The organism is Methylobacterium longum, from assembly GCF_022179385.1.
Lineage (GTDB): Bacteria > Pseudomonadota > Alphaproteobacteria > Rhizobiales > Beijerinckiaceae > Methylobacterium > Methylobacterium longum.
Window position 1 is genome coordinate 1 of sequence record NZ_BPQS01000063.1, and the last position, 11,011, is coordinate 11,011.

An 11,011-nucleotide genomic window follows, 5' to 3' on the forward strand; every position below is an offset into this window, starting at 1 on the left:
CCGATGATGTACGAGGTGCGCGAGGCGGCGATGATCTGCGTCGTGAACCGCAAGGGCGCCATCGTCGACGCCTACATGCCGGCTGACGAGTCGGTCATCACGGAGTGGTCGTTGTTCGGCCGCCGGTGAGCTGACGGCGACAGCTCCTTCCAAGCCTGCTAAACCCCAGCTTCTTCCCGTCAGCGCGCGAGGCGTTCGCGACACCGCACGGCATGCGGCGGGCAAGCACGTGACGACAGGCGCTCTCCGGGCCAGTTCACCGTAGGTCGCTCGTGAAGCCTTGGTCGGGCAGTCGTGTGAGGGTCGGCGCGGCGGGGGAACTGGACACCGCGGGGCGCCGGCTCACGGCCAGTAAGTTCTGCTGTGGACGAGGCAGCACCGAAACGCTCCAACCCGTTATCCTTGCCTGCGCGGTAACCACGACAGGCCTACGCGCCTCCTCCCAGATGTAAGAGTGCAGGATCCTGAGTGAGCGACGACGTGGCGGCCCTGCCCCTCACCCTCGCGACCGAGAACGCTGAGCTGCGCCAGCAACTCGCCACCACCCAGGACCTGCTGATGGAGACGGCCATCGACGCGGGGCACCTACATGCCTTGGTCGAGGCCATCCAGTCCGAGCGCGATGCGTGGCGAGCTGAGGCTGAGCAGTTGCAGGCGCGGCCCAGAGCGATCGGTGGGAGCGGCCGAGCCATACGGTGAGGGTCTGCGAACGGACGGTATGCCGAGCGGAAGGGGGCGATGACGCGGACAAGACTGGCAACCGGGGTTCACCGCCTGGGACTGGCTCTGATGGCGGCGGGTGTTGCCGCCTCGACCGTGCTCGACAACTATGGCTGGGCCGCCTTTGACGTGCACCCGGCAAGCCTGTGGCGCATCCTCGGGGCCGTGCTGATGATTGCCGGCGTGGCGTTGATCGCCTTGTTCTGACTGAGATCATCCGCTGAACCGCATCAGGCATAGAGACCGCCGAACAGGTCGCCGAGCGCCTTCCGCCGGAACAGCGTGCGCCACCGTCGCCTCTGATGCTCCGGCTGGTCGTGGATCATGTGGCAGCGCTGGCAGAAGGCCGCGAGGTTGGCGGCGGCGTTGTTGGAGGTGTCGTGATCCCGATGCGCGGCCGCCAGAACGACCCGAGTCGGACGGGCTTGGCCGAGGATGTCAGCCTCTGCCGCGACCCGGATCCGGCGGCCCCACCCATCTCGCCACCGGCCGGCGTCCGCATCCCACCAGCGCCCATCGCCGAGGTGGTAGACCATCCGCCCGTGCGGCCGTCCGCAGCCCTCGCAGCAGCCCTTGGCCCGGCCGAACCGGATCACGGCAGACAGCTGCGCCCAGTCGATCGGGTAGAAGTAGCGGTGCTCGGGCCGGATCGGCATGTCAGGGCATAGTACCCGGTGCAGTGCTGCCCTTTGTAGAGCCTCAGCCGATGTGGCTTGTCACATCTACGCAACAGCCCCGGAGCAACTCGGTGGCAGGCTGCAACCAAGGCGCTGCTCAGATGTTGTGGCGCTCCAATTCGTAAATCCCGATGTATTCCCGAGATCTAACGCGTGTTAATGGTCGGTTTACTATGCCGTCTTGCCTCGTGACCGCTCGGTGTGTCCATAAAACTACAGCTATCTCGTCGACCGAACGGTAGCCTTGCCGCCAGATCGAAGTTCTGGACCGACCCCGATGACCAAGCTCCTGTCCTCGCTGGCTGCCTTCACGGCCCTGACCGCCGCCGCCTCGGCCGCCGACCTCCCGCGTCGCGCCGCCCCGCCGCCGGTGTTCACCCCCGTCCCGGTGTTCACCTGGACCGGCGCCTACTTCGGTATCAACGCCGGCTACGCCTTCGACGCCAGCGACCGTAACACCGGCAACACCTTCGTCGTGCCGGGTGGCGCGGGCGGGTACACCGTCAGCGGTGCTCCGGTTGCCGTGACCTTCCGCAATCGCAGCCAGGACGGCTTCTCCGGCGGTGGTCAGATCGGCTACAACTATCAGTTCACCCCGGGCTCGGGCGTGGTCGTCGGCTTCGAGGCCGACGCCCAGTACCTCGACTTCGGACGCGACCGGAACAACGCCTTCGTCAACGGCGGCATCCGCCCCGGCTTCTACGCCACCGACCCGCGCGGCCTGTCGAGCCTCGACTTCTTCGGTACCGTGCGCGGCCGCCTCGGCTACGCCTTCGACCGCACCCTCGTGTACGGCACCGGCGGCTTCGCCTACGGCTCGGGCAGCGCGGATCGTAGCTTCGGTGGGTACGCTGGCAACGACAGCTTCCGCACCGGCTGGACCGCCGGCGGCGGCGTCGAGTTCGCGCTCCCCACCGACTCGTTCCTGAACTTCTTCCGCTCAAACGCGGTGACGCTGAAGATCGAAGGTCTGTACGTGAACCTGGATCGCGGCACACGCAACCAGGGCGCGTTCCTCATCGACGCCGCTTCGAACGTCCCGGTGCTCTACAGCGGCGTTGGCCGCCGCTCCGACGAGTTCGCCGTCGTCCGTGCCGGCCTGAACTACAAGTTCGGCTCGTACTAAGATCCGGTCGAGCTGCTCCTGGTGTCTGTCCCGGGAGTTGCGGCGGAGGGCGAGGGGTAGTTGGTCCTCTCCATCGTCCCTCGCCGCAGAAGAGCAGCCGTCCGGCTGACCTTCGCATCCCCAGCCCGATCAAACTGGCCGCGAGGTCGGCGACACCCTGGGAGCACCCGCTCCTGGGGTGTTTCTTGTTTGGAGAGCCGAACGGCACTGGGTCCTTAAAGAGGATGTGCTCAGACCTACGATCCGCAGGAGGAGCCGGCGCCTCGATCAGCCGGGCAGTGATAGTACCTGAGCAGACAAGCTCCACTCCCAATCAGTGTTGAGGCCGGTCGCCTTCCTGCCTGTACCGGTAGTCACCGCCCCGACGTAATGGCTCGCCGTCTGCGACGGGTGCTAAGCCGAGCTGCCGCGAGAGGGAGACCAAGTCCTTCAGACGCCCGGTCCGGGTCTTCCGGCGCAGGTTGAGCCGATGGGTCTCGACCGTCCGCACGCTGAGCGCTAGACGTCGGGCGACCTCCTTGTTGCTGAAGCCCGCGCTGAGGAAGCGCAGCACCTCCGCCTCGCGGGGCGTAAGCCCCAAGCTGTCGGCTGCCTCGCTCGCCACAGCCGCAGTCTGCTCCGGCGGTGCCAGACAGTCCGCACCCTCCGCGACGGCCAACAGCGCGGCCCCGAGTTCCCGAGGCGACTTCGAGCGTCCCACGAACGCGTCGGCACCCACGGCCAGCAGGGCGCGGAGATCGTCCGCGACCAGAGCGCCGAACACCACCAGCGTGCGTAGGTTGGGCTGACGCTCCTTCAGGTCGACGATGCGGGCGATCCCGTCCGCGGGGCGGATCTCGTCGAGGAAGAGCAGGGCTACCGTGGTGCCAGCACTAGCTCCAGCGAGGTCCGCTTCGCTGATTGTGTGGAACTCTGGCATGTGCTCCAGGGTGGCGCGAACAGTCGCGTGCAAGTCCTGCGGTTCGTCCAGGATCAAGACGCTCACAGCCGTGTTCATGATCGCGCACCTTTCATTCCCAGCTTGGTACAAATCGGCTGGGATCAGGTACGTACCTTCAATATCCGTTCCACACGTATTAAATCGGCATTAACTTTAAGTTAGTTCGTTTCCGCGCTCTGCGCTCGGATACACGGAGTTGGTGTGCCGAAACCGGACGTATCGCGTGATTTCCATTATTATGATCGTACCAATATGAGCAACCGGCTATAGCAGCTTGCAGTTATTAGATCGACGTAGGCCATCATTGCGCGCCGGTGGGATCGCCACCCACCCCGCCACTCGCCATCTTGAGTGTATGCTCGCGCAGCACGGCCGACCTACGATGCGTAGGAGGGCTGGAGGAGCACGCATCAGCGTAATGTTCCTATCAACTTCATTCTGAAAACTCTGCTGCAACGTTCAAAGCAGCTGCGCCGTTAGCATGCGTGACGCAATGGCGCAGCTTTGCGTCCGGGAGTTTCCGATGCCATCCTCCCGATCAAATCGCACGCCGCCAGACGATGCCGAGAAGGGGCACTCCCTCGCCTGGACCTTGGCTCTGGCCACCGCGCTTCTCGGTATCGTAGCTCTGCCACGGCGTACACAACGCCCGGCATCTACAGCCAAGAAGACACCGGATGACGAAGCCGGAGCGGCACGCCAGACTTCCCCTTCACACAGTGGCAGCGAGGCTCACCAAGTAGCCCGCACTCAGGCCGATCGTGGACGCCAAGCCAAGCGTCCGACCGAGATCCCGGCCAAAGGTTGGAAGGACATCGCGCTGCGCACCTACCGGGACGTGGGTGAGAACCGGATCATGCTGGTGTCGGCTGGCGTGACCTTCTTCGCGCTGCTGGCGATCTTCCCCGCGATCGCCGCCCTGGTATCCGTCTACGGGCTCGTAGCCGACGCCTCGACCATCAACGACCAGCTCGCCAGCCTGCAGGGCATCCTGCCTCAGGGGGCGCTGGAGATCGTCGGCGATCAGGTCAAAAACCTCGACGAGAAGGGCAACGCTACCTTGGGGCTGAGCCTGATTGTGAGCATCGCCCTGTCGGTGTGGAGCGCCAACGGCGGGATGAAGCACATCTTCGACGCCCTCAACCTCGTCTACAACGAGCGCGAGAAGCGCAACTTCGTCGTGCTCAACCTCGTGTCGCTGGCGTTCACGGCGGGCGCGCTGATGTTCTTGATCCTGGCGCTTGTCGCGGTCGTCGTGCTGCCGGTGGTGTTCGAGTTCATCGGCATCGGCAAGGACGCATGGTGGCTGGCGCTGCTGCGCTGGCCCGTGCTTCTGCTCGCCGTGCTCGGCGGCTTGGCGGTGCTGTACCGCTACGGTCCGAGCCGGGACGCGCCGCGTTGGCACTGGGTCACCGGGGGGAGTGCCGTGGCGGCGGTCCTCTGGCTCGGCGGCTCGCTGCTGTTCTCGTGGTACGTCGCCAGCTTCGGCAGCTACAACAAGACCTACGGCTCGCTGGGCGCGGCGATCGGGTTCATGACCTGGATCTGGATCTCGACGACGATCGTGTTGCTGGGTGCGCAGCTGAACGCCGAGACCGAGCATCAGACCGCCGAGGACACCACTGTCGGTACGCCGCAGCCTCTGGGGACACGGGGGGCAAAGATGGCTGATAATGTCGGAGCTGCTGCGGAATGAGCGGCTACCGCCTGACAGCGGCGCTCGTGGTATCCGATAAGCAGGCGCTATCAAGACACAACAATAGGTAATTCAGCCGGTTATGTAGGAAAAACGACCGCTTTACCGACGTCTATGGCCGTATGTGGCCGCGTCCGAGGAGGGTTGGTTGCAGAGATTGGCTCGGTGCCAACAAGCGGATGTTCCGTGAAGCGTGCGGTCTGATCGGGCCAGATGCCAGTCCCTAAGCTGCGGCGTGATCAGGTAAGGCCGGATGTTACGCTCGGCTTTCCCCTTACACCGGGGACGCACCTGCAAGAGCGCCCGCTTCAGTCCCGGCTCGCATCAAGGTCAATCACCAGCCGCCTGGGCGCGACGCCGCGCCATCGCCGCTCCAGGAAGGGCATCAGCCTCGCTGGCTCCAGAGCATCCAAGCGCGCCAGCACGATAGGGTATCCGTCGTAATGGGGCGTGGTGTGAAAGGTGCCGGGATCGGCATCGATCAGCATGTCGCGCTCGTCCAGAGGAACGTCAGGAAGCACGAGGCTGTCATCCTCGGGTCGGAGACGCGTGAGCAGCTTCCCCCGGACCTTCAATGCTGGAGTGCCGTAGGAGGTTGGACCTCGACCGCCGCCAGCTTCTGGCCGAGCGAGACGACATCGTCCCAGGTCATAGGTCGGCCTCCTCGAAGGAGCGATATCGTCGGTCCGTCGAGGCCGCCAGCCAAGTGGCACACTGGCGGTCCGACGAGGCGGCAGCGTAAGTTTGTCCGCAAGGTTCCTTTGCAGTCGGCCCGGATGCTTTTAGCCAACCGAGGTCACTCAGCACGAGCAGGATTGCCGAAAACGGACCTTGCGAGGGCCCTCTTTGGCTGGCAGCCGGACCCTGGCTTTTCGCCTCGAAGCGGCCGTTCCGGCTCGGACCCGACTTGGTCGTACGAGGTGCCTCAAGATCTCTCGGAAAGCGGACATGGCCCCGATCAAACTCGACCAAGCGCGCCCAAATCAAGTTGTTTGAGAATGCGCTTCAGCGCCACGCGGTTGTTCTTATCTTCTGCACTTTCGAACGCGTCTTGTAGCACCAGGCGGATATCCTCGGCTTCAACCTTCTCCATGTCCCAATTTGGATAGAGACGCTCGCGCTCTTCCTCGCTCTGGCTCAGTGAAACAATATCATGATGGCGCTTGTCGCGATGTAGGGTCGCGATCAGCTTCTGTATCTCGGCGGCCGGCCCCTCGATCCACTGGAAGAAAACGCCGCTGCCGAAAACCAGCACCCCGGTGATGCCATGTACAAGATTGTTGCGCTGAGCTGTCTCGACGATACGACAGACTTCGGCGTCGTCAACGCCTTCGGCAGCACGACTGCAGTAGACAAAATGGTAGAGTTTGGACAGCGCAGCTTCGTCTAAATTGGCACCCTGCGGGATGCCGTATTCGTCGAACATGCGTAAGCTCGCTTCATCTATGCCAGGTAGATCAAGAGGTGACTTGAACCGGGCCAATGTCCGCATTCGCCGAGCGGCATCGGTCCAATCCGGCTAGCAGACGTTCATCCTTTGCATATTTCCTAGCTGTTCATCAGGCGCGCTATGCGTCTTCCCGTTCAGGTTCAGCCGCAAGCCGCTCGAATATCCTGAGAGCTTGCAGATGAGTGGCTTGATCTATCGCTCCGTTCGCAACTTCAGCTTGTGACCACATCCAAGATCGGGCTGGATCATCACGCATAGCCCAGCTGGGGAATAAACGGTCCGGCACAGTGTGATAAGATAAGCGCCTGATCTCCAGATGCCGGTCGTCCCTCAAGATCCGGGCATAGGTGGCATCCAGTGCTGCGGCCGAACCCTCCAACAACTGCATATAAACATCTGCCCTGCAAATGAGGGCGCCAGTAATCCCATCGCGCGAGTTGCATCGCCGCGATTGCGACAGGATGCCATTGAGCATCGCTTGATCGAACCCAAAGGGACGTGAGGCATAGATGAGTTGAACGAGAGACATCACTGCTTGATCCTATCAGGCTGTCGGATCCGTAGAGAAATCTACATTCGGTCGTTCACAAGATTGCATGATGATAATCTGCTTCAGCGATTTTAGCTTTTCCTCATGGTTTTGTCGAGCGCTCTGATCTTGCAGGTGGGAGCAGTCTCTGCGCAATCAGAACCGCGGTGGGGGCATCGACCGCCGAGGCATCAGCGCCGACCCGTTCGACATATCCGGGATGCTCAAGGAAGACAGGTCCTCCGACCATCACGCCGATTGAAGGGTTGAGCGACGCCCGTCGTATCGCCTGGATCGAGGCAGCGAGTTGATCGAGGTGGCTCTCCCGGCTCAGCGTCAGACCCACCACGCCGAACAACTCCGAACCTACGAGATCGGCAATCTCCTCGGGACTGGAGGCAAGGACGCTCGCCACATGCCAGCCGGCCTTCCGCATGAACTGCTCCACAATCGCTAATCCGAAGGTGTGGAGTTCGCCTGGTGCTCCCATCAGGAGGACACGGCGCTCGCTATCGTAGGGCGCGAAGCCTCCGTCCGAGCGGAACGTGGCCAACAGGAACTGAAGTTGGGCGAGGCCGGCCGTGACCTCGATGAAGTCGCACAGATCGTCGTCCCACATGCGTCCCAACAGGGCCGCCGAAGGTGCCAGCAGGTCGAGGAACAGGTCGTCGACGCAATAGCCCTTGGCCGTCAGAGCGGTGAAAGCGTTCATGACGGCCGCGACGTCGTGCCTGAGGATCAGATCTGTGAAGCCCGCGACCGTTTCCGTATCCAGCTTCGGCAGAACGTCCGACCGGACCTGCCTCTCGCCCCGATCAACCAACATCAGCCGAGGGATGATGTCCGTCTGAACGATGCGGCCGAGCGCAAGGGTTCGCTGCCGTGCCTCGTCGACGGGTCTTCGTCGTGCATAATCTTCGCGGACATACGCCGCTTCAGCGATCCCCTCGGTGATCAGACCGGCCCACTCTCGGTGAGGTGATCCCTGATCCAGCATTGCCTCATCCCCATGGTCCGGGGTTGGCATCCCCGTTTGTTATTGACCGTCGTCCGGCGAGTACGAGGCGCAACAGAGACGCAAATGCACGAGTTGTAAAGGAGGCGACTTTCCTACCGCGCTCGGCCGATATCAGCAGTACACGGCGGGCACAGAAATACGGGCCCCATTCGCTGAGACACAGATTTTAGAACGTCGGCATGTCGTCGACCCCAACCTAAAGCGGACCGGCCGCTCCCGGCCTAACTCGGATATTCATCCTATTGAGTGGCATGTCGGGGAAGCGATCGTTTTCCTGTTAACCGGACGATGCACATCGCTAGCGGCTCGAAACGGCCCTGTTTCTGTCGGAAAAACGTGTCGGCTTTTCTATTGCCGGGTAAGCGCCGTTTTGGCACTGTCCCGACATGCTCATCGGATATGCCCGTGTCTCCACGCTCGACCAGAACCTCGACCTGCAGCGCGACGCGCTGACCAAAGCTGGCTGCGAACGCATTTTCGAGGAGAAGAAGTCCGGTAAGGCCGGGACCAAGCGACCGGAGTTCGAAGCGGCCCTGGCCCGTCGACGCCCCGAGGACGTGCTCGTCGTGTGGAAGCTCGACCGGCTCGGCCGTTCGCTCGTCGAGATGATGTGTGCCGCCGGGAGTACCTGCGTTGCTCAACACCATCTTGGCGCTGCTCGCTGTGCTCGCCGTCATGACCGCGCACGCGGTGTAGCGACTGGTGCGCCTACCTTTCCGGCTCCTGCGCGTCCTGTTTCGGCGCGGTGCGGCGCATGCGCATTGACCTTCCGATAACTGAATACCGGCATATTGCTTCGCGAGCTTGCAAGTCTCGCGTCGGCTCTATCGTGTGAACACGGTACGCCCCGCTAACCCGTGATTGGATCGGCGGCGGGACTGAGCCGGCCGCGCGCAGCGAAAGGCATGGCAATGCCGGGCACGAATAGGCTGCCGCTGTCGGACGATGCGCTGGACCGACTCGCCCGCGAGCTGTTCGCCGAGGTGCGGGCCCAACACCCGCAGAAGCCGATGCGCAAGCCCGCGGACGATTTGGCGGGTGATGTCGGTTTCGATCTACTCGATTGGCTTCTCGACGCTGGCGACGACGTAGGTGATGGTGACAGCGGCGATTAATGTGCCGCCAATTCGATGACGATGCTCACCACCGAAGCGGCCGAGTTGGCAAATACGCAATTCGGTCAATAAATATTAACCTGCCCAATATTTATAGCCCGGCGTCTGGCCGTACTTTAACAAAGTACAGCGCGCGATCTCGCGCGTGGATATAGGGCCCTGCACGAAGGCCGGGGGGATCTCATGGGCTACAATACAGAGGCCGAGCTTAGGCTCCTCGTCCAACAAATTGCCGAGCGGGCGGCCCAGGGCGGCGGGATGGACGCGCCAACCTATGACGCCATGATAGCCGCCATGGCGGCGCTTTCGAGCTTGGCGCTCTCCGGCGAGCGCCAAGGCCGTGAGGAAGTGCTCCAGGCCATGCGGGCGCGCCTTCATGCCTGCGAGGCCGAACTCCACGTCAGGGCGGCCTGAGGCCGGTACTGCTGGCGGGGGCGACCTTGGCGTGCACGGGACTCCAGTCGGTGCGCGGGGGCTTAGAACCGACCGTCTGGTCCGGAGAGCCAGTGCATCAGGCCGTCCGAAGCGGCGACGCTCCGGCGGACCCTCACGCGCGGCTCGTCGTCGGGCTCCTCGTCTCGCCTGACGACGTAGACCTCGCGGACACGGGGGGAATAATCGCGGTCCTCAAGGCCGGCCGTCCGGTACGGGGGCGGGACGGTCACGCGCTCGCGGCGCGCTTCCGCCCGCCTGACCGCAGCCCGAATGCTGTTGGCGGCGGCCAGGGGCGGCAGGTTCCGCGACGGCACCGGCTGCGACCGATGGTCGGGGCGTCGCGCTTCGGCGGCCTGGGCGCGGGTATTCCCGTCATCCTCAGCGTCGAGTGCCCGGAGGCGCCGGGGGGCTTCCGTGACCCTCAGGCGAGAGCGCTCCGCGTCCGCCGGGCGAGCACGCGGCGGCGCCTCGGCTGCCCTGACCCTCGTGCGCTCTTCCTCCACAAGCGGCGGGACGTGCTTCGGGGTCTCCGCGGACATGGCACGCGAGTGTCCAACCTCCCCGCCGGGCTGTGAGGCGAGCCTAGAGGATTGAGCGAGCTTGGTATCGGCCCGCGCGCCATCATCTTGCGACGCCTGGGCCGGCCTCGCAGCCTCGACCATTTTGGCGCGCGAAGGCCCGAGATCCTCCCCGGACGGATGCACGCGCTTGAGGGCCGGCGCGGGACCAGTCTGATCCTCCTCTGGGGGAGGTGTCTGCCTGTCGGATTGCGCAAGCCGGACGCGGGCTCGCGCTCCGTCGTCCGGGGTCCGGACGGGTGCGGGAACCGGGGCGGCCTGCGGCCCGGGAGCCCGGCCTTCATCCGCGACGGCCCCGCCCCCCTTGGCGGGCGCGTCAGCCGGCCCGGGGGTGAATGTCAGCTTCGACGGCTCCGGCTTGGCTTTGACCGGTTCCGACCAGGGCAGCGACTGCCCACGGGCTTCTGCCCGCAGGCGCTCGGCTATGGACGGCGCGGCCCCGCGAGGCGCCTCCGAAGCGTCCTTGTGAGCGTCGCCGCTGGACATGTACACGCTCGTGCTCGCCACCCCGGCTACGAAGGCGACGGCGACGGCGGACAGGAACCTCGTTGACGCGGACATGGACGACCTCCCAGGGACGGCAGGTGGTGTCACGGGCTGCGCGTGGCAACCGCGGAACCTCGATACCGGTCCCGGCGCTCGCCATCTTGAGCGTATGCCTGCGCAGCAGGGCCAGACCTACGATCTGCAGGAGGAGCCGGCGCTCTGGGGGGTGATCGATGAACAT

General features: G+C 64.0%; 12 protein-coding genes and 1 pseudogene. 7 read left to right on the forward strand and 6 right to left on the reverse strand.

The annotated features are described in order from the left end of the window. Positions 1-468: 468 nt before the first annotated feature. On the forward strand, positions 469-699 hold the full coding sequence (locus MFF58_RS28150; RefSeq protein WP_238293084.1) for a hypothetical protein: 231 nt from the start codon (positions 469-471) through the stop codon (positions 697-699). Between the two features lie 39 nt (positions 700-738). After that, the gene (locus MFF58_RS28155) at positions 739-927 is read left to right on the forward strand and encodes a DMT family transporter (protein WP_283206477.1); all 189 of its coding nucleotides are present in this window, start codon (positions 739-741) and stop codon (positions 925-927) included. Between the two features lie 23 nt (positions 928-950). Here the strand turns inward: MFF58_RS28155 and MFF58_RS28160 are convergent, their stop codons facing one another. Then, a complete protein-coding gene (locus tag MFF58_RS28160; RefSeq protein ID WP_238293090.1) occupies positions 951-1,376 on the reverse strand; it encodes a hypothetical protein in 426 nt (141 codons plus the stop codon). Positions 1,377-1,674: 298 nt separating this feature from the next. Between MFF58_RS28160 and MFF58_RS28165 the strand changes: the two genes are divergently transcribed. Continuing rightward, positions 1,675-2,523, forward strand: coding sequence for an outer membrane protein (locus MFF58_RS28165; protein WP_238293092.1), 849 nt, complete (start codon positions 1,675-1,677; stop codon positions 2,521-2,523). Positions 2,524-2,836: 313 nt separating this feature from the next. Here the strand turns inward: MFF58_RS28165 and MFF58_RS28170 are convergent, their stop codons facing one another. Then, positions 2,837-3,520 (reverse strand): LuxR C-terminal-related transcriptional regulator, encoded by a 684-nt coding sequence (locus MFF58_RS28170; RefSeq protein WP_238293096.1) that lies wholly within the window; start codon positions 3,518-3,520, stop codon positions 2,837-2,839. 466 nt (positions 3,521-3,986) lie between these two features. Between MFF58_RS28170 and MFF58_RS28175 the strand changes: the two genes are divergently transcribed. Further along, positions 3,987-5,159, forward strand: a complete 1,173-nt coding sequence (locus tag MFF58_RS28175; protein WP_238293158.1) for a YihY/virulence factor BrkB family protein — start codon at positions 3,987-3,989, stop codon at positions 5,157-5,159. A gap of 308 nt (positions 5,160-5,467) precedes the next feature. Here the strand turns inward: MFF58_RS28175 and MFF58_RS32515 are convergent, their stop codons facing one another. The 4 genes from MFF58_RS32515 to MFF58_RS28195 all read right to left on the reverse strand — a co-directional run bounded on the left by MFF58_RS32515 (position 5,468) and on the right by MFF58_RS28195 (position 8,135). Continuing rightward, entirely contained in the window at positions 5,468-5,647 is a 180-nt protein-coding gene (locus MFF58_RS32515) for a hypothetical protein (RefSeq protein ID WP_308445489.1), read from the reverse strand. Between the two features lie 470 nt (positions 5,648-6,117). Beyond that, positions 6,118-6,585, reverse strand: coding sequence for a BLUF domain-containing protein (locus tag MFF58_RS28185; protein WP_238293099.1), 468 nt, complete (start codon positions 6,583-6,585; stop codon positions 6,118-6,120). A gap of 142 nt (positions 6,586-6,727) precedes the next feature. After that, entirely contained in the window at positions 6,728-7,138 is a 411-nt protein-coding gene (locus MFF58_RS28190; protein WP_238293101.1) for a BLUF domain-containing protein, read from the reverse strand. Between the two features lie 103 nt (positions 7,139-7,241). Next, a complete protein-coding gene (locus MFF58_RS28195) occupies positions 7,242-8,135 on the reverse strand; it encodes a cobalamin B12-binding domain-containing protein (RefSeq protein ID WP_238293104.1) in 894 nt (297 codons plus the stop codon). A gap of 407 nt (positions 8,136-8,542) precedes the next feature. Here MFF58_RS28195 and MFF58_RS28200 point away from each other — a divergent pair. The 3 genes and pseudogenes from MFF58_RS28200 to MFF58_RS28210 form a co-directional block, all read left to right on the forward strand. Continuing rightward, positions 8,543-8,774 (forward strand): annotated as a pseudogene (locus tag MFF58_RS28200) (recombinase family protein); the annotation flags it as partial. A 287-nt stretch (positions 8,775-9,061) separates the two neighbouring features. Then, positions 9,062-9,271 (forward strand): hypothetical protein, encoded by a 210-nt coding sequence (locus MFF58_RS28205; RefSeq protein WP_238293106.1) that lies wholly within the window; start codon positions 9,062-9,064, stop codon positions 9,269-9,271. A gap of 183 nt (positions 9,272-9,454) precedes the next feature. Next, on the forward strand, positions 9,455-9,685 hold the full coding sequence (locus MFF58_RS28210) for a hypothetical protein (protein WP_238293108.1): 231 nt from the start codon (positions 9,455-9,457) through the stop codon (positions 9,683-9,685). The last annotated feature ends 1,326 nt before the right edge of the window (positions 9,686-11,011 follow it).

Coding starts and splice junctions, on each gene's coding strand:
- MFF58_RS28155 (WP_283206477.1), top strand. CDS start 739: ATGACGCGGACAAGACTGGCAACCGGGGTTCACCGCCTGGGACTGGCT.
- MFF58_RS28160 (WP_238293090.1), bottom strand. CDS start 1,376: ATGCCGATCCGGCCCGAGCACCGCTACTTCTACCCGATCGACTGGGCG.
- MFF58_RS28165 (WP_238293092.1), top strand. CDS start 1,675: ATGACCAAGCTCCTGTCCTCGCTGGCTGCCTTCACGGCCCTGACCGCC.
- MFF58_RS28170 (WP_238293096.1), bottom strand. CDS start 3,520: ATGAACACGGCTGTGAGCGTCTTGATCCTGGACGAACCGCAGGACTTG.
- MFF58_RS28175 (WP_238293158.1), top strand. CDS start 3,987: ATGCCATCCTCCCGATCAAATCGCACGCCGCCAGACGATGCCGAGAAG.
- MFF58_RS32515 (WP_308445489.1), bottom strand. CDS start 5,647: ATGCTGATCGATGCCGATCCCGGCACCTTTCACACCACGCCCCATTAC.
- MFF58_RS28185 (WP_238293099.1), bottom strand. CDS start 6,585: ATGTTCGACGAATACGGCATCCCGCAGGGTGCCAATTTAGACGAAGCT.
- MFF58_RS28190 (WP_238293101.1), bottom strand. CDS start 7,138: ATGTCTCTCGTTCAACTCATCTATGCCTCACGTCCCTTTGGGTTCGAT.
- MFF58_RS28195 (WP_238293104.1), bottom strand. CDS start 8,135: ATGCTGGATCAGGGATCACCTCACCGAGAGTGGGCCGGTCTGATCACC.
- MFF58_RS28205 (WP_238293106.1), top strand. CDS start 9,062: ATGGCAATGCCGGGCACGAATAGGCTGCCGCTGTCGGACGATGCGCTG.
- MFF58_RS28210 (WP_238293108.1), top strand. CDS start 9,455: ATGGGCTACAATACAGAGGCCGAGCTTAGGCTCCTCGTCCAACAAATT.